At 47.9% G+C, this 23726-nt stretch carries 18 protein-coding genes and 1 riboswitch; of the genes, 4 read left to right on the top strand and 14 right to left on the bottom strand.

Annotation, left to right across the window (positions count from 1 at the left end):
* Positions 1-67: 67 nt before the first annotated feature.
* The 4 genes from AC50Y5_RS26705 to AC50Y5_RS26690 all read right to left on the bottom strand — a co-directional run bounded on the left by AC50Y5_RS26705 (position 68) and on the right by AC50Y5_RS26690 (position 8820).
* A complete protein-coding gene (locus tag AC50Y5_RS26705; protein WP_056043851.1) occupies positions 68-712 on the bottom strand; it encodes a class D sortase in 645 nt (214 codons plus the stop codon).
* A gap of 216 nt (positions 713-928) precedes the next feature.
* Positions 929-6802, bottom strand: coding sequence for an SdrD B-like domain-containing protein (locus AC50Y5_RS26700; protein ID WP_494864247.1), 5874 nt, complete (start codon positions 6800-6802; stop codon positions 929-931).
* Positions 6803-7085: 283 nt separating this feature from the next.
* Complete coding sequence (locus AC50Y5_RS26695; protein WP_056043845.1) at positions 7086-7901, bottom strand: transglutaminase-like domain-containing protein; 816 nt, start codon at positions 7899-7901, stop codon at positions 7086-7088.
* A 13-nt stretch (positions 7902-7914) separates the two neighbouring features.
* Positions 7915-7999: riboswitch (cyclic di-GMP riboswitch) on the bottom strand.
* Between the two features lie 359 nt (positions 8000-8358).
* On the bottom strand, positions 8359-8820 hold the full coding sequence (locus AC50Y5_RS26690) for a hypothetical protein (RefSeq protein ID WP_155973666.1): 462 nt from the start codon (positions 8818-8820) through the stop codon (positions 8359-8361).
* 236 nt (positions 8821-9056) lie between these two features.
* Here AC50Y5_RS26690 and AC50Y5_RS26685 point away from each other — a divergent pair, with 236 nt between their 5' ends.
* Positions 9057-9551 carry a GNAT family N-acetyltransferase gene (locus tag AC50Y5_RS26685; RefSeq protein WP_063892706.1) on the top strand — a complete coding sequence of 165 codons (495 nt, stop codon included), beginning with the start codon at positions 9057-9059 and terminating at the stop codon, positions 9549-9551.
* A 48-nt stretch (positions 9552-9599) separates the two neighbouring features.
* Here AC50Y5_RS26685 and AC50Y5_RS26680 read toward each other — a convergent pair whose 3' ends face one another.
* The 8 genes from AC50Y5_RS26680 to pyk form a co-directional block, all read right to left on the bottom strand.
* Positions 9600-10763, bottom strand: a complete 1164-nt coding sequence (locus AC50Y5_RS26680; protein ID WP_056043836.1) for a response regulator — start codon at positions 10761-10763, stop codon at positions 9600-9602.
* A gap of 274 nt (positions 10764-11037) precedes the next feature.
* Positions 11038-11559 carry a DJ-1/PfpI/YhbO family deglycase/protease gene (locus AC50Y5_RS26675; protein ID WP_056044072.1) on the bottom strand — a complete coding sequence of 174 codons (522 nt, stop codon included), beginning with the start codon at positions 11557-11559 and terminating at the stop codon, positions 11038-11040.
* Positions 11560-11654: 95 nt separating this feature from the next.
* Positions 11655-12005 carry a hypothetical protein gene (locus AC50Y5_RS26670; RefSeq protein WP_494864246.1) on the bottom strand — a complete coding sequence of 117 codons (351 nt, stop codon included), beginning with the start codon at positions 12003-12005 and terminating at the stop codon, positions 11655-11657.
* Between the two features lie 218 nt (positions 12006-12223).
* Complete coding sequence (locus AC50Y5_RS26665) at positions 12224-12535, bottom strand: hypothetical protein (RefSeq protein WP_494864245.1); 312 nt, start codon at positions 12533-12535, stop codon at positions 12224-12226.
* Positions 12536-12705: 170 nt separating this feature from the next.
* Entirely contained in the window at positions 12706-13257 is a 552-nt protein-coding gene (locus AC50Y5_RS26660; protein ID WP_494864244.1) for a hypothetical protein, read from the bottom strand.
* 48 nt (positions 13258-13305) lie between these two features.
* Positions 13306-13755: a hypothetical protein gene (locus tag AC50Y5_RS26655; protein ID WP_494864243.1), complete on the bottom strand. Its 450-nt coding sequence runs from the start codon at positions 13753-13755 to the stop codon at positions 13306-13308.
* 124 nt (positions 13756-13879) lie between these two features.
* Entirely contained in the window at positions 13880-15211 is a 1332-nt protein-coding gene (locus tag AC50Y5_RS26650; RefSeq protein ID WP_494864242.1) for an SPFH domain-containing protein, read from the bottom strand.
* Between the two features lie 344 nt (positions 15212-15555).
* The gene (gene pyk / locus AC50Y5_RS26645; protein ID WP_056043818.1) at positions 15556-16977 is read right to left on the bottom strand and encodes a pyruvate kinase; all 1422 of its coding nucleotides are present in this window, start codon (positions 16975-16977) and stop codon (positions 15556-15558) included.
* Between the two features lie 223 nt (positions 16978-17200).
* Between pyk and AC50Y5_RS26640 the strand changes: the two genes are divergently transcribed.
* The 3 genes from AC50Y5_RS26640 (at position 17201) to AC50Y5_RS26630 (ending at position 20297) form a co-directional block, all read left to right on the top strand.
* The gene (locus tag AC50Y5_RS26640; protein ID WP_056043814.1) at positions 17201-17986 is read left to right on the top strand and encodes an AraC family transcriptional regulator; all 786 of its coding nucleotides are present in this window, start codon (positions 17201-17203) and stop codon (positions 17984-17986) included.
* Positions 17987-18099: 113 nt separating this feature from the next.
* Positions 18100-19122, top strand: coding sequence for an iron-hydroxamate ABC transporter substrate-binding protein (locus AC50Y5_RS26635; RefSeq protein WP_494864241.1), 1023 nt, complete (start codon positions 18100-18102; stop codon positions 19120-19122).
* A 200-nt stretch (positions 19123-19322) separates the two neighbouring features.
* Entirely contained in the window at positions 19323-20297 is a 975-nt protein-coding gene (locus AC50Y5_RS26630) for an aldo/keto reductase (protein ID WP_494864240.1), read from the top strand.
* Positions 20298-20448: 151 nt separating this feature from the next.
* Here the strand turns inward: AC50Y5_RS26630 and AC50Y5_RS26625 are convergent, their stop codons facing one another.
* Both AC50Y5_RS26625 and AC50Y5_RS26620 read right to left on the bottom strand, forming a co-directional pair.
* Complete coding sequence (locus AC50Y5_RS26625; protein WP_494864239.1) at positions 20449-22644, bottom strand: alpha-galactosidase; 2196 nt, start codon at positions 22642-22644, stop codon at positions 20449-20451.
* Positions 22644-23657, bottom strand: coding sequence for a LacI family DNA-binding transcriptional regulator (locus AC50Y5_RS26620; RefSeq protein WP_494864238.1), 1014 nt, complete (start codon positions 23655-23657; stop codon positions 22644-22646). Before AC50Y5_RS26620 ends, AC50Y5_RS26625 begins: the two co-directional genes overlap by 1 nt.
* Positions 23658-23726 lie beyond the last annotated feature (69 nt).

Raw genomic sequence — 23726 nt, 5'->3', positions numbered from 1 at the left:
GTCCATTTATTCCGTGGATTGAGAGTGGCTCCTTGCTTTTTCTTTCCTATTTAGCAATCACGCACCTCTATAGTGTCTCTATTTGACGAGCGTGTACAATTAGCCTGTGCGTCGGATTAATGAGCGGATCACAGGTAATAAGTGTAAGTATATTTTCTCCCGGGACACTATCTAAAACTGATAATTCGGTTGGCTCCACAATTAACGTCTCGTACACTTTATAAATAAATTTGGCAGTGCTCGTCTGCACGACAATTTCATCGCCAATTTCTACTTCATTCAGCCGATTAAATAACCTTCCGGTTGTATGGGCACGATGCGCTGCTACAGCCGCATTGCCCTCCTCCCCAAAAATAGCGGTCTCTCGCATATGTACAGCCGCATGCTTCATATTCGCCTTAGTAGCGCCCTCTAGGATCGGTAATAAGACATCAATACGATCTATCGTAATCGTTGCAATGGGCTTGCCATTTTGAAAATCGTTTAATAGGGAAGCTGCTTCATCCTCGGTTTCTTCTCCTGCATTTAACATATCATTCAGCTGTGCGTAGCTTTGTGCGGCCCCCATATTTACAGGCTCGGGCGTATCCATGAGCAGCAGCGCTTCTTTTAACAGCTTGTCCTGCTCCCGATCAGCCATCCATTCATTCCACTGCGGATAAATGAGCAGCAGCGCTCCGAGCGCTACCAATATAATTGCGATTTTACGCAAATTCTCAGCTCCCTCTGCTTATATGTCTCTTAACTAAACTGAATAGGCTTCTCTATTATGCAGAGCCTGGCTCTACAGTTTCTCTACAGGCCACACGCTTCTATAAAAAAACCTCCAAAACGAATGAAAAATCTTCGTTTTGGAGGCCGTATGTGCAGAGTAGAATGCGTACAGAATCAAAAATTTTCTACTCTTATGAAGCTTACTGCATCACGCTTAAGGACGTGAGCGTTTTTTTCTAAGCAATATAGCTCCAAGGGCAATTAATGCAGCGCCTGCGAGCTGGATTGGCAATTGACTGGACTCACCTGTCTTCGGAAGTGTGCCTTGGTTATTCGGTGCTGGCTTATTTCCATCTCCATCTTCATCCGAATCCTCCACTACCCCGAGCGGGATTTCATCCACATCAATTTCAAATAAAATTTCCTCTTCGTTGCCGTCAGCATCTTTTACAATAATGGAGAAATCATCTTTGCCTGTATAACCTGGGTCAGGCGTATACACCCATTGTCCATTATCGTCAACCGTTACTTGTCCATGCTCCGGTTGCTTGCCAACGTCTGTATTTCCACCTTTCGGAACATCAACTTTACCTTCAACTGGCGTATTTTCCTTAGTCTTATCTTTCTCTACTACAGGAGTCGCCGTTGGTGCTGGTGTCGGTGTGCCTGGCTGAACAGGAGTTGGAGCCACCGGTGTTGGCGTAGGCGTCGCTGTTGGCGTCTCCGTTACAGCAGGTGTTGGTGTAGGAGACGGTGTTGCTGTTGGCGTAGGTGTCGGCGTCGGTACTGATGGGTTGCCCGAATTTCCACCTGGACTAGTTGGCTTATTAATAAGCCCAAGGTCAATCGTCAAATCTTCCCAGCCACGCGGCGCTCCTTCACCAATAACAATAACTTCTGTGTATCCATCTACCTGTTTGTTTGAATCTTCCTCAGCAGACACGCCGTCTGCCTCAGCTTTCGTTACGGTGTAGCCAGTTGGCACAATAAATTTCACAAAATATTGTCCGCTTGGCAATTGATCAAACAAATAATAGCCAGGATTTCCACTCGCATCATTTGCTGTAATGGTTTCTCCAATTTGCTGTTTGTTTTGATCAAAAAGCTGTACGGTAACGCCATTGCGGCCATCCGCAGCCAGTTCATCCTGCTTGCCGTTGTCATTACGGTCAAACCATACATAATTGCCAATAACCCCTTTGGCAACTACGCCAAGGTCAATCGTATGATCAACCCAGCCAGCCGTCTCGTTAATAACAATTTTGACTGTTATGCCGTCTGCATCCGTTGCGTTGGAATCAAGGGCTGCGTTCGCTCCTTGCTCCGCGCTTGTTTTCAAATAATCGCTTGGCAAAACGAATTGAACATAATATTCGCCTGCAAGCAAATTATCGAACAAATAATAACCCGGCTTGCCACTTGCATCATTCGCTGTTGTAGTTTCAGCTACAGGCGTACCTGTGCTGCTGCCTTTATACAGCTTCACCACAATGCCATTAATTCCGTCTTTCTCATCTTCGTTCTGCAAGCCATCACGGTTGCGGTCGAGCCATACATAATTCCCGATTTCTCCGCGTGGAACAAGACCCAAATCAATCGTCAGATCATTCCAGCCTGCCGGCCCAATCGTAATGACCTCGGTTATTCCTTGGCCATCCGTTTTGTTGGAATCCACATCTGCCGCTCCAGCTTCCGGCTTCGTTACGCCGTATTCTGCCGGAATGACAAACTGGACATGATAATCGCCTTGCGGCAATCCGGCAAACAAATAAAATCCTGGCTTGCCATTTTCATCATGCGTCACGGTCTCAGCCAATACATGGTTTGCATCGTCATAAAGCTTAACGATAATGCCATTAATGCCTGTTTCCGCTGCATCTTGCAGCCCATCTTCATTACGGTCAAGCCATACATAATTGCCGATGGAGCCCCGCTCATCCGAAACGACAGGTATTTCATGCTCAGTCGTCACCGGCGGTGTTTCATCGGAAACAGCTTTAGCCACATTGATAATGGAAGCCGCTGCTGTATCTACTGATGTTACTTGATAGGAATACGTAAATTCCTTCGATTCCCCAGATTTTAGCGATGGAATGCTCGGTATGCCGGATACTTTCGTATCCGTAATCACAACATTCGTTAAATCGCGTTTGCCTGTATTCGTTACTTTAACCGTGTAGTTAATCCAGCTTCCTGCTGCTGTATCGGATACAGCGACTGCACTGCCTCTTTTCTCAATCTTAAGCCCTGCTGTCGGAATGCTAGCCTCATCCTTAATCGGATCAGGGGATTCATTGTAATACACGGTTGCTACATTATCCAAATCTGTCAAATCCAAATCCGCACTCGTGACACGGTATACGCCTTCAAGCGTCAATCCCGCTCCTGCTGCAAGATTTTTAATGACAATAGACGGATTCGTTCCACTGTTAGCCAACTGGCCAATAATGTCTGGTCTGTCATGGCTGCCGCCATTCAAGGCAACTTCCTCGCCATTATACGTCAGCTTAGTAAATTCAAAGCCAGCTTGCAGTCTGTCAAGCGCATCTGAAATTTTAAAATTATGCAAAGTAACAGAAGATGTATTTTTCAAAGAAAGCTTATAATGCACATCGTTCCCTACCACTACATATTGCTGCGATGGAGCAATTGTCGAGGAGCCTTGCGTCACACTTGTAATTTCTTTCTCAAACGTGATGGTTGGGTAAGACTCGCCAGTAGGTGATGCTGTTTCGATTAAGCCCAAATCGATTGTCGGAATTTTACCAGCAGTACCCAAGCTGATCGTATCCGTACGATATGGCGTATAACCGTCTACTGCAGCGCCTTTCGTTACCAGGTTGGAGTCATTGTCATTCGTATGGCTTGGATCTGCGCCATGCACATTGGCTGTCGTCGGCATGTAGCGATCTGGCAGCACAAACTCTACGAAATAATTTCCTGCCTCAAGTCCCTGGAACAAATAGTAGCCTGGGCTTCCATTGTAATGATAGCCTGTCTTGCTTGACTTGAACGGTGTCGTTTCACCCGCTTTGTACAGATTTACGGTAATGCCGTTAATACCTGCACCTTGGCCGCTGTCGCCTGGATATTCTTCATCCTGCGTGCCATCACGGTTGCTGTCGAACCAGACAAAATTGCCGATTTCGCCAAGCGGTACATGCTCGTCATTCGGGTGAATCAGGAAGCCGACTTTGTTAGGCGCTGTTGGAAGCATTTTGCTGCCTTCATCATTGCCTGCACCGATTTCAGTTGCTTGAATGGCAAAAGAGTTCCAAGCTACTTCATTTGTCGGTGCTCCTACAGGGGCATCCATTTTCCAATCCAATACGATATAGTCGCCTGGCGCAAGTCCAGATGCTCCATCACTGCCTACAATGTTCGACAGCTGGAAGTAGAGCGATTTGATGTCTGTCAAATCATCCTTTTGGTAATTCCCTTGTTCGATCCAGCCCTGCTTGCTGTCATTCACATTCGTGAAATTGACAACCTGCTCCTGATTAACCGACTTGCTGTAATACGCGGACAGCGTGTAGTTTACCGTTCTGCTTCCCGCTGCCGCTGAGGATGTAAAGGTTTTATTGCCGGAAGAGAGTACTTCCGCTAGGTTAGGCTGCCATTGGGAGCCCCTTGCTTCATAAGGCGAACCGCTGTTGACGCGCAGTGCATTATCGCCTACATGCGGCAAAATATCCAGCACATCAATGACGCCGAGTCTCGTATTGCCGCTATTGCGAACTGCCAATCTGTAATCCGCTGTTCCGCCTTCGTACGTTACGCTGTAGCGCGGGTACTCGGTGTATTCAATATCGCCATCATAATCAAATGGCTGTACAGGAAGAGCTGGTTCTCCATCATACGTAGCATCATCTGATGCCCGGAAAATAGGCTCCAAATCGCCTTGATTCCATTTTGTCGACTGGACGAGAGATGCTTTGCGTACCGTTACGTTCGCTGAAGCATGAACAAAAAACTCATCCGTTCCCGCCGTTGGATCAAAGCCTATAACTGTATCTTTAATCGTATTGTTGCGTGTTTGCCACGCTGGCAAACTTTGCGGATTATCCTGTGCGGAATCCCCTGTATGCCAGAACTCTGAATTTGGATCGCTTGTTGTAATATACATATCGTTCGTGTAGGTAGTACCTTGAGGCGTACCTGCACGGACCTCGCCTTTATAGCTGATTTCAAAGCTTGTACCTGGAGCAAAAGAGGTGTCGTCGGACCATGACCATTTCACAAGGGTCCGTCCCGTACCGTTCCAGTTTTTATCAACAAGCTCCAGCTGTGGAGCACTTGCTCCAGCAGGCGTGCCCGTAAATGTAAACGAGGCTGCCAGTGCCGCAGCAGGATCAGCTATTTTAGGATTCGTGTAATAATCAAAGCTTGTTGGCAATAAATCATAGACAACTGGATTAATATAAGGTCCCGTTGCTTTAATATCGTTGCGGACCGTAAGTGTGAACGGCACCGTGCTGAGTGGACGGAAATTTCCCGCTCCAATCGCTTTATTAGCTACAAGCCATGGCTTCTCATTGTTGATGTTGAAATCTGCCTGAGCCGTTTTCTGAGGCTTGTCATCCCATTGGCCCGGAATGGTAACATTCAGCGCTTGATAATCCAGCGTGACTTGATTCGTTACTTGATCACCGTGGACGACAGGGGTGTTCGTGCCATTAGCAAAATCTCTAACGGTCCCTGTAATTTCAATGCCGCCAATTGTACCTCCTGGAGCTAGGGTGCTGAACGACCACTCCAAGGCAACCAAAAATTCGCCAGCATTTAGCACAATGCGGTTCGTACCAGCTGTCGTGCTCACTGTAATTGTGCCGTTAGGCGCAAGGCTGCCGCTATACGCATGCCAAGTTTCAGTCGTACCATCGCTTGTTTTATAACGAAGCTGGGAAGTGAAAACATTTGGCATTTTAATGCTGCTGTAGTCCATTTCCGCAGGCAGCACATCTGTCAATACCAGGTTCGACAAAGAGGTATTTACATTCGTCCCCGTATTGCTGATGCCGCCGATGTTGAACTTCTGTGTTTGGCCATGCCAGCGATACTGGTAAACACGCGACTTGGTTAGTCCGGAAACGCCAGATACTGGCTCTCCGAATTTAGTTGTCACATCAGCTTCAGGATCAGTGACCGAGCCGCCACCTTCGAGCGTATAACCGCTCAAAATTTCAACATTATTTTTGCGTTCCAGCGGTGTTCCGGTCGGATGACCATACCCTAAATCGTCAGGGAAGGTGACCGATACTTTCGCTTCGAAAGATTGTCCGGAAGCAAGCTCAATATTCGACCAAGTGATCGTGCGAGCTGTTGAATCATAGACACCGCCTTCTGTTGAGCTCACATATACAGCATCTGGCGGCAGTGTATCGACTAACGTCGCATTTTTCAAGCTGCCAGGGTTAGCATTGCCGGCTTCGCCTTTAATGCCTACCGTATACTCAACCGCTCCGCCAATAATCGGAACTGTGCTGCCAAATCCCGTAGCTTGGCTTTTATAAGCCCACCACTTGTCGTAGGTCGAAGCAGTTGGCGTCGCCGTCGGTGTTGCTGTAGGCGTTGGTGTAGCTACCGGATTCGGGTCCGCGTTAATCGTTACATTCGCCGATGCCGTTGTACTTTCCGCTGAATCAACGAGTGTAATCGTCGCCGTATTCGTCGTAGGCACAACCGAGCTTGAGCCAGTCGGCTTCGCTTTCACGGGAATTTCCAGCTTCACCGAAGTACCGGAAGGCAATGGATGTGCATTGACGGTTAGAGTTTGGCCATTTTTCGTATCCCAGCCTCCATCCTCCCAGCCATCTACAATTTCAAATTGTGCCGGTACTGTATCAACAATCGTTACATTCTTACCGACATGAGTTGCTCCATCTGCCTGATACAAGATCGTATACTTGAAGGTATCTCCTACATTAACAGTGCTCACACTGGCTGTCTTTGTAAAAGTCAGCCCTGTAATCGGTCCTGCTGCCTGTACCGGTGCTGCGAATGGCTGTAATGCAGCTTGCAGCAGCAAAACGAGCAGCATGATCCAGGAAATCTTGTGCCTGATCGCTCTCTGTCTACTTGCGGGCATCTCATCAATCCTCTCTTTTTCTCTATCTCCTCTAGTTTCTCTCTTGTTGTGAATACCGATAATGCCTAGTACAAAAACATTACCTTACAAATACCACGTCATTTTCCATCCTCTTCCTCCTTGTATTCAAATAAGAAAATTATATCCAGCCCAACTGTACAAAAACTTTACAAGCCTCCCCTTTATCCGTCAGCTAAATAACTGCAAAAAAGCTTCGTCCATCCGATGAAGGATAGACGAAGCTTCTGTGTGTACCTATTGAGTTATATGTGTTTATTTCCGTTTAATAAACTTTAGCAGCCGTATAACGCGAGCTGTCTTTAATCATTTTGCCCGCTTTCTTGCTGTTCTTCAGGCCAGCATCAAGCGTCGTATCGATCGTGATCCATTTGCCGTCCAAATATACTTCATTCCAAGCGTGATAATTTGATACATCAGACGCTTTGCCCGTCACCATCTTGGCCGGAATGTCCAAGCTGCGAAGCATGCCTGCCATTAATGCAGCGTAGCCGTAGCAAATATCTTTCTGCGAACTAAAGGTACGATCGATTTGAGGCAAATAATCGTTGGTCACCTTAGCCGCAAGCTGATGATCGTAAGAAATATTCGCTACAATATAATTGTAAACCGCCGTTACCTTCTCGGTATCCGTCTTTGCTCCCTTAGTCAGTTCCAATGCTTTCTTAACCGCTTTGCTGTTGCTGCTCCAATCAATATTTTGTATGGAGTTCAAATAGACGAGGCTGCTGTCACTCAAATTCAAGGTAACTTTGCCTGTATGAACTGCTCTATATTTTTTTGTACCACTTACGTTTTCCAATAATGAAATCGTATAATCTCCATTGCCCAGTTGAAGCGCAAACCATTCTTCTGTCTGGTTTGTCCGGAGCGCATACGTATAATTTTTGCCGTCTTTGGCTACAACCAGCCTTGTATCTACGCCTGACTTGACCTCATAACGAATGCCGATGCTTCCTTTATCCACATTGGATTCGTCGAGCCAGCTTGTCCCAGCTGCCGCTGCCACTTGAGCAGTTGCTTGAGGGAACACGGACAGAATCAACGCCAGCAAAATCATAACCGTTAAACTTTTGCGCATAAAAAAAACTCCCTTCGGTGGCTAGGCTGCCATCTAATAATAGAGAAGGCCCTTTAGCTTTGCGTCCCTGCCTTTCGACAGGTTTGCCGTTATCGTGTAAAGTTTTGTAAGTGGTGTTAGGTAGAAAAACTACCTTATATTAAACTATGATTATCTCTAGTATATACCCATTATTTGCAATAAACAATACGTTAAATCTTTTTTATTTCCAGGCTGAGGCTTGTATTTTCTGGTTTTTCTTCATCCATCTCCGCTTTAACCGTTTCATAAAAGGCTCTTCCTTCCGCTCTTTAAGCATGCCCTTTACGTCTCTAAGCAGGAGCATATACCGCATTTCATCTTCGTGCTTCAAGCTTTGAAATTCTTTCAAATGTTCTGCGCCCATCTCGCTTCAACTCCATCATGCGTTTTATCAATCCTATGTCGGTTGATAAAATTCCGATACCCGAAACAGCGTTTAGCTGCTTTTGACCGTGTAAAACTTTTGGAATCTCCAAAACTTCCTTGGTCCTGTCGACAAATAAAGCCACGCAAAAAAATCACGAATACCATCATCTACGATTCCCTCATTGTACCGATAAAGCTGACGCTGGTAGTTCAGGCGGCATATTTCCACCCCGTCCCACCAAAAAGAAAACGTGTTCCGCTTATCATCATGCTCCAGAGTAATCATAAATTTCCCTTCCGAAAGCTGAAAATACTGCTTGTCATAAAAAAACAAAGGCCCCTCAGAAGTAGCTGTAATGCCAATAAAATGACCTCTATGATGGGTATAAAAGCCACGAACGATGGTGTAATCGGTCATTTGATTCAAATTCAGCTGTCGTAGGTGCTGGGCTCCCTCGCTTATACAGCAAGCCAGCTCAGGATAGCGAAAATGGCGAATGACATTCATTTGCCGCTTCTCGGTTATCATCATCTTCTTCAACCATTCCTTTGGACATGCTATTTTTTTGAAAATGAAGCTCGTAAAGCTTGTCCGTCTCCATTTTCACCTACTCCTCCATTATAAATAGGGCAACTCTACAATTTCTCGACAAAATCTCTGTTTAATCTCGCAAAACTTACAAAATAATAGGCCGCATAGAATATTGAATTTTTATTCCTTCAACAGTATGATAATTCAAAGGAATACTCAGAAAGGACTGCAGCCCTTTGGAAGAACAAAAACTTTGGACTAGAAGCGACGGATTTACAATTAGCACAAATAAAGCTTATTTGGATATTGAAACGATTTATAAATTTCTAAACGAGGAATCTTATTGGGCAAACGGAATTGACAAAGAACTTGTACAAGCAGCCATTGAACACTCCATTTTGTGCTACGGCATTTATCAGGGGAATCCGCTTAAGGAACAAGCGAAGCTAGTTGGTTTTGCGCGAGTTGTCACCGACCTTGTCCGCTTTTCCTGGTTAGGGGATGTATTTGTTATACCCGAGTTTCGAGGTATAGGACTTAGCAAGTGGCTATTAGAAACCATATTGGAGCACCCCAAACTAAAAGGAACAAGCTTTAATCTAGGTACAAAAGATGCTCAGACTTTATATGCCAAGTATGGTTTTAAGCCTCTCGAGCAAGTAGAAAGAAGAATGGCACGGCCATTGGATTGGAGAGCTATTTATGAGGGCTATGGTTTAAAAAGTCAATAGCACTCGCTTGCCCCTCCAATTATTTACCATTTTGTTTCCTTCACCAGTCTACAAACCATTAACGCCGCTTTTCCAATCTTTGTACCATTCTGTAATGTATGCGCTTGGCTGCTCGTTCAATTCCTCCATCAGCGCGGCGGTTAAAGCATTGTACTGCTGATTAACCATAAGATGATTCCCTTTAGACGCATACAGCTGCATTAAGGCAAAATAAGCCTCTTCCGCCTGCGCATGCTCCTCGATAATTCGAATATATCCGGCAATCGCTTTATCCAGCTGGCCATGCTCGACATGCCAAGCTTCCAAGCGATAGGAAGTATTCAGCCACAGGCGCTTCAGGCGCTGGCGTTCGCTCTCCGCCCACCAATAATCATAATCCTTTAAATAATCGCCTCGATAAAGATTCATAGCCTCCTCGTATTCCGCAAGGGTTGCCGCCGCTAGCGGCGGTGCAGCAGCAATTCCTCTCTCCCATTCCTCCACATCCAGCACAACCTGATTAAGTGTCAATATGTATCCTTCTGTTGTATTGGCGATGTGAAAACACTTTCCAAACTGATCAAGCGTTTTCCTAATATGGTACACCGTCGTATACAGCTGGGCATATACTTTCTCCGTCCCATTATCGGGCCATAGCAAATCGATTAATAGCGATTTCCTTACCAGCTGTTCGCGATGCTGGAGCAAATACAGAAACAGCTCCTGCGCCTTTGTCGTACGCCAACGTATGGCTGCATCCTTTTTTCCAGAAAATTCGACACTGAACTGCCCCAGCAGCTGCAAAATCAGGTGCTGCTCCTCATTCGTTTTTATCACTTGCTGCACGGCCTGCCCTTTATCCTTCACATGGGAGTCCAGCCGCTTCTGAATCCGTTCCATCGTTTTCATTAACCGCTCAGGATGGATCGGCTTGACGACATAATCCAGCGCATTCAGCTCAAAAGCTTTCACTGCATATTCATCATAAGCGGTTACAAATACGATATTCAGCTCTGGTCTTACCTCCAGCAGTTGCTCGGCAAGCGCAATGCCACTGACTTCGGGCAAATTAATATCCAAAAATACAACATCCGGCAGATCAAGCAAAATCCGCTCTTTCCCGACCGTTGGATCCTCATATTTCCCCAATACCTCTACGTTATTTAGTTTCACGAGTTGCCGCTCCAAGTAATCCAAAGCGAGGCTTTCATCATCTACAAGGATAACCTTCATGCTTGACTCCTTTAATATACGAAATAACCACTCGTTCACAAACTCTGCCATGCTGACAACAATTATAATGCAGTTAAATAGTTGCCGCAATCATTTGGCATGAATAGTCGTTACAAATTCAGGAAAATTTATATAGCAAAAGAGCAGTAAGCGTTAAACCTAAGGCAGGTCAAACGCTTGCTGCTCTTGCGATTTGCGGTTTTGGTTTTGCCTACAGGCAAAACTCGCAGCGATAATAGATGGAATACACGATCCAGTTGTTCTGCTAGACAGTCTACCAGGCGTTGACGCCCAGTTGTTCAATCGTTGCTTGAATAAAAGCCGGCTCGTCCTCTGGCGTACGGGAAGTAATCAAATTACGATCAACTACGACTTCCTCATTGCGAAAATGCCCCCCGGCTGCCTGCACTTCCTGCTCCAGCTCTGGATAAGCCGTCAGTGTGCGTCCTTGCAGCAAACCAGCTTCCGCCAAAATTTGCGGGCCATGGCAAATGGCAGCAATGGTAATGCCTTTTTCATCAGCCTCTTTGACAAAAGCTTGCACGGCCGCATCTTCCTTCAAGTGGGAAGGTGATGCGCCGCCAGGAATAATAATAGCCGCATAATCGCTCGCCTTCGCCTCATTAATCGCAAGATGCGACTTATAGGCAACTGTGCCCTGCTTGCCTTTTAGTTCCTCATTGCTGCGCAAGCTTATAATAACCGCCTCATGGCCATTTTTCACCATTTCATCATACGGATTTTGCATTTCTGAATCTTCAAAGCCATCGGCCAGCAGAAAAGCCACCTTCTTCATTTGCGTCATCATTTACACGCTCCTTCTTGTTTGGGCTCTATGTTACTTTACCCTAAAAAAAGGTTTCGCAAACAAATCCTGACGCTCAGATGCCATTAACGATACACGAGCATCCTCCCGCAATAGTCGCATTCCTCGCTTTGCTCGGGAAGTAGCACCTTATTCGCACCGCAGCCCAGGCAGCTGATTGATTTAGGCACGGACGGCGGGGCAGACGGGGGCGGAGGGCTTTGCCTTGCATTATGGTGTTCTGTCTGCTCTACTAAACGGGCAGCTGCTGCCGCATGCTCCTCCGCTTCCCTTGCAGATTTCCTCGCTTGCTCCTCATTTTCAGCAAGACTTTTCTCATGCACTAGCTCTTGTCTTGCGATATGCAATTCAAGCTCTAAAGAATCAATCGCTTCCTTATGTTTCTTTTGGACTGATTTACGTTTCGAATAGCGCAAACCAAGGTACACTCCAATCCATGCTGGGAAAACGAAAATCAGGGAATAAAGAAGAATATAAAACATCAATTCTTCCCGATTTGGAGTCGATATTCCATTTTTAAAAAAGAAAGCACCAATAACTAACCACACAATTCCATTTGCATACGAAATCATTTTAGATGAATCGTATCCCTTCCGCATTGCTCATCCCGCCTCTGTATCATCGTCCAGTCTCTTTAATTTAAATGTTGTTCTCTTGCAAGTCTTGCCCTCTTCAGCTCACTTGTTTCGTTTTGCATCTCAAGCAAACGCTGCTCCAAGCTGGCTGAATACTTCTGTGCTTTTTCCATGTATTCTTTTTGTTTTATTTTATCGACCTTCTCGATCATTGCCGCCAATATATATATGACTGCCGCTGTTATCCCGAAATATTTGCCGAAAAATAAAGCCTGCTCCGCGAATGACATCTCTCCTGCTCTATATAAGGGCATATACAGCATGCCATTTACAAGGCAACCAATTGCAATTATTTTAAGAACTCCACCCATCTCGCTTTCCCCTCTTCCTTTTCGTTGCTGCAATCATTAGGGATCATAAGCTGCTACAATGTTGAATCTCTTACCCTAGTAAAAAAAGCAGCATCCGTTAAACCCGCTATAGGCTAAACGCTTGCTGCTCTTATTTCTCTTTGGAGACCCTCAAATAGGCTGGCTTAAAATTAACTATACACCAGCACCGTTCCGCAATAGTCGCATTCCACGCTCTGCATGGGCTGCAGCACCTTTCTCGCGCCACAGCCCGCACAGCTAATATTTTTGGGCATGAGGGGTGGTGGCGGAGACGACGATGGAGGTGGGGCTGGTGATGTACGGCTCGCGGCTTCGCGCCTTGCCGCTGCCTCTGTTTCTGCTCGTATAGCCGCCAGTGCCGCTTCCTTCTCAGCCTCTAGCCTAGCCGCTTCTTCAGTCTCTTCGGCTCGTTCGCGCTCTTCTCTTCCAAACTCCTGCTCATGCTCCAGCTTCTGTAGCTCCAGTCGAAACTGGACTAGATATGGCTCTTGTTCATTTAAATATTTTTGCTTCCAATTAAAACGCCTGTTCTTCCTTACCCCAACACAAAAAAGCGAAACGCCAGGAAATAAAGAGAAGACAACCCAAGAGGCTATGAGTCCATCTACTCCATAACTTGGGCTCAATGTATTCGGATATAAGATGAGACCTAAAGCAGCCCAGAATACGCCAATTGCCTTGTGCCAAAAACCAGCTGCCATTTTCATTCACCCCGTCTTTCGCTCTGCATGGCATAGGAGCCTTTACACCTAGCGGTATTCAATACTTGCATGGCAATATTCGCAGAGGATTGTTTGTTTAGGCCATAGCATCGTATGGTTGCCACAGCTTGGGCAAGCAACAGATTTTCTCCCTTGTCCTGAGCTGCCCGCTGGAGCCCTGCCTTCCCTTGCCTGCTCTCTCTGCAAACGGGCATGCCTCATTTCGTCGGCCATTTTTTTAGCCTCGAAGGTATTTTGTTGTATCGTGGCATGGGTCGCCCGGATGTTTGCGACCCATGCGTCATCACGCTTCTTCTCACTCTTGGCAAAAAAATACGCCATAATAAAAAAGAACAAAGCAGGAAGAATCGCTCCTAATAAATATATTCCTACTTTTTGTGTAAATAAAAGCGAACTTGGCCTATTATCGAAACCGCCTAGCATATAACCTACAATTAGCAAAAATCCCACTCCAATTACGCGAAACAGCAAACTCATGAAGCTTTCCCTCTTTCCCAGCAGCAACGCCATTACGTCTCACGCGCAGTAATGTGCTGCTTTTGATAGCTGCCACAGCCCAATATTTGCGTCCCCTATGCACTGCACTCGAGCAGCAAAGGAGCTATGCTCTGCCAGCAAGTCCATGTCCGCATTCCGGACAAAACTTCTGCCCCGGCTGCACTTCATGACGACATCCCGGACATTGCTGGCTGCCGCTGCTGTTGCTGGTTCCACAGTGCGGACAAAATTTAGCACTTGCAGCTATTTGCTCGCCGCAGCCTCTACACGGACGCGGCAACGTCTCGCCGCAAGCGGTGCAATTGACTGCATCCTCCGCACAATCCGCGCCGCAGCTTGGACAAGGATTATAAGCATCGCCGCAATTGGCGCAAAACTTGGAATTTTCCCGATGCGGCATGCCGCACTTATCGCAATTATGAATCGGTCTCGGCGCTCCCGCCTGACCACTAGCGGAGCTGCCGGCAAGCCCTTTGCCGCAGCTGTTGCAAAACTTCGCCTGCGCATCGTTGCGGCTCTGACAGCTTGGACAAACCTGAGCTGCGCCGGCTGCTCCATACAGCTGCTCGCCCAGCTGTCCAAATTGGCTGCCGAATATGCCGCCAATTCCCGCTCCCATGCTAAGTCCGAGGGCTGCGCCCATGACGCCAGCTTGCGAGCTGCCTTCATTTTTCGCTGCGCCCTCCAAGGTGTCGAAGGTACGCTCCTGCTGGTAGTTGTAGCCGATAATGTCCATCTCTGCTTTGCGCGCAAGCGCTTCGCGCAGCCGTTTCAGCGAGGCATCATCCTCCGGTGTACTGATGGAATCAATGAAGAAATTAACGAGCCGAATGCCGAATGGGTGCATCAGCGCCCCAACTCGTTCTTCGACGTGCTTGGAAATTTCGCCGATGTAGGCGTTGATTTCAAGCAGGCTCACTTTTTTGAACACCAGATAGGAAGAAAGCAGCTCATTAATATTCATCATAATCATGCCGCGCAAATGTTTGGACAGCGTTTCTTGATTGAACAGCGGGAGCGTTCCAACCAGCTTGGACAAAAACCGGCGTGAATCCTCAATCGCAATGCCGAACTGGCCGAAAGCCCGAACCGGAATGACAATATTGTATTTCGGGTCCTGCAATTGAATCGGCGACGACGTTCCCCACTTCACATCGAGAGATACCTGCTTGTTCACAAACCACACCTCGGCCGAGAACGGCGATCTCCCGCCAAAAGGAATGTTAACCAACTGGTTTAAAATCGGTATATTAAGCGTACTGAGCGTATGCCTGCCAGGCCCGAATAAATCGAGCGCCTGACCGCCCTTGAATAACAGCGCCTCTTGCGTATCATTAACGATTAACTGCGTCCAAGTTCCTAGCTCCGCATTCGGATATTTCCAAGCGTATACGTCCGGTGAACCGTCGTATTTGACCACCTCTACTATAGCCATTCCCTCTCACCTCTAACATGTTGACTTTTTTTGTCACTCACTAGCAGCTTGACGAAACAGAGGCTATTCTGCAAGAAAAGCTTCGCCTTTTTCACTGCACTATCAAAACTTCTATCTCTATTATTTAATAATAAGAACAATTTTCCTGTTTTTCAACAAAATTATGGTCCATATTCCACAGATTTAAGCTAATTTCTCCAGCATTCGACTTTACTAAGCAAGCCTAACCTAAGAAAAAAGACATGGATCGATAATCCTGCCCCGCCTAGGCCAGTCTATCATCCATGTCTTATCGTTTAGCTTGCGTTTAACTTGCGTTCAGCTTATCGCGTCTAGGCTTGCGGCTATACGCCGTATTGCTCGATTTTAATCAAATTCGTCGTACCGGATAAGCCAACAGGCGCTCCAGCCGTAATGACGACAAAATCTCCCTCAGCAAGCAGCCCGGTTTGCTCCGCATCCGCCATTGCCGCATGCAGCAGCTCGTCCGTCGTGCCAGTCTTCGTGCCCTTCACCGGAATAACGCCCCAAATCAGCGCCAATAGCGGCAAAATTTTCTCGTCGGAAGTAATCGCGATAACTGGCGATTGCGGGCGATATTTGGATACCATCCGCGCCGTAAAGCCGCTTTCCGTACGAGTAAGAATCGCCTTCGCCTTGAGCTCCAGAGATGAGCTGACGACCGCTTGGCTAATGACTTCAGTAATCGTCGTGGAAGCAAGCTGACGGCGCTCCTGGAAGCCTGCATAGTAGTCCAGTTGGGACTCCGCCTTAAGCGCAATAGCAGCCATTGTTGCAACCGATTGAACCGGATATTTGCCCGCAGCCGTCTCGCCAGATAGCATGATTGCATCTGTTCCTTGCATAACCGCACCTGCAACGTCGCTCACTTCTGCTCGTGAAGGACGCGGGTTTACTTGCATGGAATCCAGCATATGGGTCGCAACAATAACCGGCTTGCCTGCTACGTTACACTTATTAATCATGTCGCGCTGCATCGAAGGCACATCCTGAACAGGAATTTCAACGCCCAAGTCGCCGCGGGCAACCATAATGCCATCCGAAGCTGCAATGATGGAATCCAGGTTTACGACGCCCTCTTCATTTTCAATTTTCGAAATGATTTGAACGTGGCCAGCACCGTGTGCTTGCAGCAGCTCGCGAATTTCCAAAATATCTTCCGCTCTTCTTACGAAGGAAGGCGCAATAATATCGATGTTTTGCTGAATGCCGAAGTGAATATGGCGAATATCGCGCTCCGTTACGCCTGGCAGCGTCGTGCGGATGCCCGGCAGGTTAACGCCTTTGCGCGGCTTGATCAGACCGCCGTTTACGATCGTGCAGTGTACTTCCGTCGCTTCCACCGATGCCACCTCAAGATCAATCAGGCCATCATCAAGCAAAATCGTATTGCCAGGCTTCACGACAAGCGGAAGCTCGCTATAGTTAACATGAATGCGGCGGCCATTGCCGAGCACTTCTTCCGTCGTCAGTGTCAGCGTCTCGCCAGCCACCAGCATGTAAGAAGCTTCCTCCAGCTTGCCAATCCGCACCTCTGGTCCTTTAATATCCAGCAAAATCGGCACGATTGCATTTTCAGCAGCAGCCGCTTCGCGAATCCGCTCAATACGCCGGGCATGATCCTCCAGTTCCCCGTGCGCCATATTCAGACGCGCCACATTCATCCCCGATCGAATCATTTCCCTTAAAGTATCAACCGAATCACAAGCAGGTCCCATCGTACAAACAATTTTGGTTTTACGCATGAAGTCTCATTCCTCCTGAACATTTATACCCCTATTATAAACCTAGCCGTTTCAATCGACTACGAAATATAGTATTCTAAATGTAATATAGTACTGTTCAAGCGTAAACGGCTTTCGCCGTCCTTTGGCCGCAAAGCTTCCGTTTCGAGGGTGAAATATAAGCTGAATATAAGAGTGAAACTTATAATTTCTTATATTTTTGATAAGGAGGCCGATGGCCCAAATGCTGCAAGTAACAGCGGTTCGACAGGACCGAGGAATGGAATGGTTTTACGAAAAAAACACAAAAAACACGAACGAAGCAGCGTTGATTCTGGTCAGCTATGGGACGGTCGTCTATTGGATTGAGAACGAGAAGGTGATCGCCGAGAAAGGCGACCTGCTCTATATACCGCCAAACCAAGCGTATTATGGAAAATGTGTGCCTACTGTTTTTCATGAGAAGTTTGTTGTTACATTAAGTTTGTCTTCTGCCCCCGTATTGCCGCTGCTTCAGCGCCAGACGTGGGTGAAATCCCGCATTGGCATGTACGACATGCTGCTGGCCCGAATGAAGCATCTTCATGCGGAATGGCTGGAGCAAGCCGAGTATGCGCCTATCATCGCCCAAGCTGTCGTAACGGAATGGCTGGCGGTCTGGAACCGCGAATGGAATAAAGGTCCCGCAATGGCTGATACGAATCAGCAAGTAGAGCGTATGAAGCATTATATTTTCAACCATTATCGTGAAAAAATTACGAAGGAAGAGCTCGGCAGCTACATTCAGAAAAGCCCCAACTATGCTGCAACCCTGTTCCGCCGTGTCACTGGGCAAACGATTAGCACCTTCGTTCATGATACGCGTATGAAAAAAGCGATCTATATGCTCGTCGATTCGATGCTGACGGTTGGTGAAGTTGCTGAATTTGTCGGCTATCGCGACGTTTCTTATTTTCAGCGGCTGTTCAAGCGTTTTACGGGAAGGACGCCGACCTTTTATATGAAAGAGCGCGCCAAAACTCAGCCTTGAATCGCCCAATAAATGAAACATTGACATTGATTTCGATAATGATTATCATTCTAATTGGAGTCAAGAATAGGTTTAGGCCGTGCTTGATAATTAGAGATTTCTAGGAGGAAATTATGCTCTCACGTTTTGGATTTCTGAAAGGCAAATCACAGGTTACCCTCGTTGCTCTGCTTGCTCTAACGCTGCTTCTTGCAGCTTGCGGCGGGAAGGAAATGACAAATAACAATACCGCAGGTTCAGCCGCACCATCCGCCTCGCCGGAAGCAAGCGCTGAAGCCTCCGAGGCTCCTGCAGCAGATAAAGTAGTAACGGATGCTATGGGTCATGAAGTAACCATTCCTGGCAACCCTCAGCGTATTTTGGCTTCTTATTTGGAGGATCCAGTCGTCACGCTTGGCAAAATTCCAGTCGCACAATGGACCGTTGGCAGCGACAGCATTCAGCAATACTTGCAAGGCAGTCTGAAGGATGTTCCTACGATTGCCTACGATCTTCCAGTAGAAGCTGTGGCAAGCTTCTCTCCTGATTTGATTATTATTGGCGAGGAAAGTGCCGTACAAAAAGGCCTTTATGAGCAATATGCCAAAATCGCCCCAACTTACGTGCTCGGAAGCGCGACTGCTAAAGACTGGCGTAAAACGCTGCTCACAATCGGCGATTTGCTGAATAATAAAGCAGGCGCTGAGCAAGCGATTGCCGAATATGATCAAAAAGCAGCCGATGCCAAAACTAAAATTCAAGCGGCAGTCGGCGAGAAATCCGCAGCTGTCTTTTGGCTGACACAAAAAAACTTCTATATGGTAGATGAAGTCGTATCAAGCGGAGCTGTTCTTTATCAGGATCTGGGCCTCAAAACTCCGAATCTGGTTACCGAAGTGCCCGTAGAAAGCCGCGGCAACTGGAACCCCGTATCACTGGAGAAGCTGGCCGAGCTGGATGCCGATTATATTTTCCTGCTCAATAGCGACAAGCAAGCTGGCGATACTTCCATCATTGATGGTCCCATTTGGCAAGGCCTTCCGGCTGTCAAAGCAGGCAATGTCATTGAGCTCGATTCGTCCAGCAGCTGGCTGTACAAAGGCAAAATCGCCAATGGGCAAATCATTGACGATGTGCTGAAAGCAATGGTGAAATAAGCATTTAATAAGCCTCTGGCTTTTGAACACGCCGTACGATCGTCCTTGCTGGACGAGGTACGGCGTGTTTTTTAATGGGCTTCGACTCATGGAGTATGGCGTTTTGCTTTTCCTTTTTTCAACAATAAGCACTGTACGCCTGTCCATTTAGCATTATAATAGGAAGTGATGTAATCACTTACATGGAGGTTGATAAACGTATGAGTTCGATCCCTTTGCATAAACGCGGCATTGAAGCGAGCCAGCTTGTTCTCGGCTGTATGCGCTTTGGCGGCGGCTGGAACCGTAATCCGATTGAGGCCGAGCATTTTAAGGAAGGCCATGAAGCCGTCGACGCGGCGCTGGAAATCGGCATCAACATGTACGATCATGCAGACATTTATACGTTCGGCAAAGCCGAGCAAGTTTTCGGCCAAGTGCTGAAGGACCGTCCGGGCCTGCGTGAGCAAATCATTTTGCAATCCAAATGCGGAATTCGCCTGCAAGGCGGCGATGATGATCCGCAGCGCTTTGATTTTTCGGAAAGCCATATATTAAGCAGTGTCGATGGTATTTTGGAGCGGCTGCAAACCGATTATCTCGACATTTTACTGCTGCATCGCCCAGATGCGCTTGTTGAGCCAGAGGAAGTAGCCAGTGCGATTTCGAAGCTCAAGGCTTCCGGCAAAGTTCGCGCATTCGGCGTTTCCAATATGAGCCAAGGGCAAATTAAGCTGCTTCGCGCTTATACGGATGAGCCGTTTATCGTGAATCAACTGGAGCTTAGCTTGCTCAAGCATGGATTTATTGATACAGGTTTGCATGTCAATCAGCTCGCAGCGCGCGATAATGTGTTCCCGGAAGGAACGCTTGAGTATTGCCGAATGGAAAATATTCAGCTGCAATCGTGGGGCCCGCTCGCTCAAGGCATCTATTCCGGCGCGCCGCTCGGCGACAGCCCTGAATCGGTTGCTGCAACAGCCGCGCTCGTCGCTGAATTCTCCGAGCGTAAAGATACGACGCCGGAAGCGATCGTACTTGCATGGCTGATGAGACATCCGGCTAACATTCAGCCTGTTATCGGCTCAATCAATCCGAAGCGTATCCTCGCCTGCAAAGATGCCAATACGCTTCGTTTAACGCGCGAAGAATGGTACAGGCTGTATAACTGCTCGCGCGGCAAAGCGCTGCCTTAAGGATTATAAAAACAACGGTACTTATATGTATTTGAAAAAAGCTTCCAGCGCCACTTTTCGTGGCAGCGGAAGCTTTTTTCTGATTCATAACTTATTATCTTGGATCGTCAACGACGTGACAATTCGTGACTATGCTCGACTACGCGACAGCTTAAACGCCAGCAGCGCGGAAACGATAAACCTTGCTTGCATAATCGTTATGGAATTGCGGCGTCGCAAGTCCAGCATATAGCAGCTCATCGCCGCCATACGTCTCGCCATTTTCTTGCCATACATAATCGCGGCTTGGATCAAGCCCTTTCAGCACAAAACGGCTGAGCGGCGGATTCGGCTCCTGCAAGACGGATGTGTAGACAGCAAACGCCTCGCTCTTGTCTTTCGAAACGAACATCCATGCGGCAATATTGCCTTCAAATGGGCTGGACAGACGATAGAAATCGCCAAACTGCACGAGATGGCGGACTTCTTTATAGAGCGCAATCTGGTCTTTCACCGTTTCCTTCTCATCCTCGGTGAACTTCGTCAAATCCAGCTCATAACCAAAGTTGCCGGACAGCGCCACATTGCCGCGCGTCTCAAGCGGCGTACTGCGGCCAACCTGATGGTTAGGAACAGCCGATACGTGGGAGCCCATCGAGCTAATCGGATAAACGAGGCTCGTGCCATATTGGATTTTCAGCCTCGATACGGCATCGGTATTATCGCTCGTCCAAGTTTGCGGCATGTAATACAGCATGCCCGGATCAAAGCGTCCGCCGCCGCCGGAGCAGCTTTCAAACAAAATATGCGGGAAAGCAGACGTAATGCGCTCCAGCACTTCATAAAGGCCAAGCATGTAACGATGAGCCGTCTCACGCTGGCGCTCGGCTGGAAGCAGTGCAGAGCCAATCTCGGACATATTGCGGTTCATGTCCCATTTTACGTACGTAATCGGTGCGCTAGCGAGAACATCAGAAATCGTTTTAACGATATATTCGCGAACGTCAGCACGGGACAGATCCAAAATCAGCTGATTGCGAGCCTCTGTACGACGCCTTCCTTCGACATGCAGACACCACTCGGGATGAGCACGATACAGCTCGCTGTTAGGCGATACCATCTCCGGTTCAAACCAAAGGCCGAACTGCATATCCAGATTGCGAATGCGCGCTACTAGATCCTCAAGACCGCCCGGCAGCTTGTTTTTGTCAACGAACCAGTCTCCAAGCGATGAATTGTCGCTATTGCGCTGCCCAAACCAGCCATCGTCGAGCACGAACAGCTCCATGCCCAGTTCCTTGCCTACCTTAGCAATATCCTCAATTTTATCCGCTGTAAAGTTGAAGTAAGTCGCTTCCCAGTTGTTGATCAAAATCGGTCTGCTCTCGTCACGGAAGCTGCCGCGGCATAGACGCGAACGATAGAGATCATGGAAGCTGCGGGACATGCCGCCCAGCCCATCGGAGGAATGCACGAGTACCGCCTCTGGCGTCTGGAATTGCTCGCCTGGCTCCAGTCTCCAATTGAAATCAAACGGATTAATTCCGATAAACAATCTTGCCGCATGGTACTGGTCGACCTCAACGCCTCCTACAAAGTTGCCGCTGTAGACGAGGTTTACCCCATATACATCGCCATGATCCTCTGTTGCCCCAACAGATAACAGGGCGATAAATGGATTTTGCGCATGGCTGCTTGCGCCGCGGCGGCTTTCCACCGATTGCAGTCCCGGCTCCAGCTGGCGGCGGTGAATGTAACGCTCGCGCGCCCATGCACCAGACAGCTGAAGCATATCATAATGGTCATTAGGGAGGTCTAAGCTCATGCTAAGCGCCCGAAGCAGCTGCAGCGTGTTCTCGCTGCCATTTATGACACGAGCCGAGCGAGTAATCGCGTTATACGATTCGAATACGGTATAGAGCAATACGACACGCAGACCTGAGTAGCTGTCAGCAAGTGTAATTTCAAGCGTCTGTGCCTCGTCTTCGCCTTCTACATAGACAGACGGCAATCCTTCAAGTGACGGCTTGCCCTGTACGATCCGGTGAGAATCGTAACGCAGATCCGTTACCGTCGTTCCGTCAGCAAGCTGTACTTGATAGGCCGGATAGCGGAAATCCGAATTGCCGAATGCCGGATATTCCTGCGGAAGCGTATCAAGCGACACTCTTAAATCATCCGCTTCTGTTGAAGGACTGAACGAGCAGCGCTCCTTCAGCTCAAGCAGTCTTCCGAGCTGGCTGCCTCGTACCCGCTTGCCCCAATACACATGTGCCGGGTAAGCGCCTTTCACCAACGCGATCACATAGCTGGTTTCTTTCGATTGCAGATGAAAAAGCTGATTTTGTTCGTCAAAAATAATAGCCATTATTCATTAGCCTCCTTATTATGGCCGGCTGTCCCGCTGCTTTCACGCGCCATTAGCGTCGTATTCATCATGACATGCAGCGGAACTTCACGGCCTTCAATCCGTTCCAAAAGCAGTTGTACTGCTGTCTTGCCCATTTGCTCCGTATATGCCTTGACGCTCGTTAGCGGCGGCTGTACGAAAGCCGATACCTCAATGTCGTCGAAACCGACAATTGCCATTTGCTCCGGCACCTCTACACCGTGCTCATGCAGCGCGCGAAGCGCACCGATTGCCATCGGGTCGCTGCCGACAAAGCATGCGGTAGGACGTTCTTCCAGGCCCAGCAGCCCATTCATCAGCTCATAACCGCTGCCTGTTGTCCATTCCCCGGCAAGCACCCAATCCTTACGCAAAATACCGTGCGACTCCAGCAGGTGCTGCATATGCTTGCGCCGCGGCTCGTCGGCGGCTTGGTCTACTCCACCGCCAATGTAGCCAATGCGGGTATGTCCAAGCTCCAGCAGATGCTCCATAACATCCTCAACCGCCTGCTCAAAATTCAAGTTGACCGTGTCATAATGCCGCAGCTTGCCCAGATGGTCAATCATGACGACTTTGTCGCCCTCATACAGCATCCGAACGTCACGCTCTGCCACCCCGCCAACGACAATGAGGCCATCCAGCTGCGGATGCGGCTCCATAGCTCCGCCAATGCGCCACACTTTAACGATGGCGATGCCGAGCTCCTCACAGCGGCGCTCGATCCCTCTGCGAATGGATAGGAAATAAGGGTCAATATCCTCATGTTCAAGCGTAAAGCTCAGCAATAAGCCAACTTGCAGCTGTGAACGCTGGCTTTCTTGCTTGAGCCGTTTTAGACGCGATGGCTTATACTGCAACTTTTCCGCTATCGCGAATATGCGCGCACGCGTCTCTTCGCCGACAGCGAGCGTCATATCGTTGTTAAGCACACGTGACACCGTCGCGGCAGACACCTCCGCCATAGCCGCAATTTCTTTAATCGTTGCCATTTCATCCACCACATTCGTTTAGTTAATAAATTTACTAAATAACTCTCGCTTTATTTTAGCAAATTTTTT

It is taken from the genome of Paenibacillus sp. JT22N7, from assembly GCF_059383875.1.
The sequence above is the reverse complement of the archived record's forward strand: the minus strand, read 5'-3'. Positions and strand labels throughout refer to the sequence as shown.